At 73.5% G+C, this 272-nt stretch carries 1 protein-coding gene; it reads left to right on the top strand.

What is annotated here, in order from left to right; genetic code table 11:
• On the top strand, window positions 1–272 hold a 272-nt coding region (locus tag ACYQ8L_RS18750), incomplete at both ends, for a hypothetical protein (protein WP_459943328.1).

Below are 272 nucleotides of genomic sequence, written 5' to 3'. Positions count from 1 at the left end.
TGGCACCTGGGACGGCGCGGGGCCCTTCACCCTGACCGGGGTCGCCACCCCCACCCCCGGCGACACCGGCACCCTCACCTGGTCCTTCGGGAGCATCACCAGCGCCGGCGACAACGACGCCGGAAACGATGCCTTCACCCTGACCTACCGGGCCCGGGTCCTGCGCACCCTGCCCCACCAAGACCCGGCGGACGGTGACTACACCACCGCCCTCGCTCTCGCCTCCACCCTGGACTACACCCTGGCCGGCGGGGCGGCCGCGGCCCAAAACC

This window comes from Deferrisoma palaeochoriense (assembly GCF_054656955.1).
The sequence above is the reverse complement of the archived record's forward strand: the minus strand, read 5'-3'. Positions and strand labels throughout refer to the sequence as shown.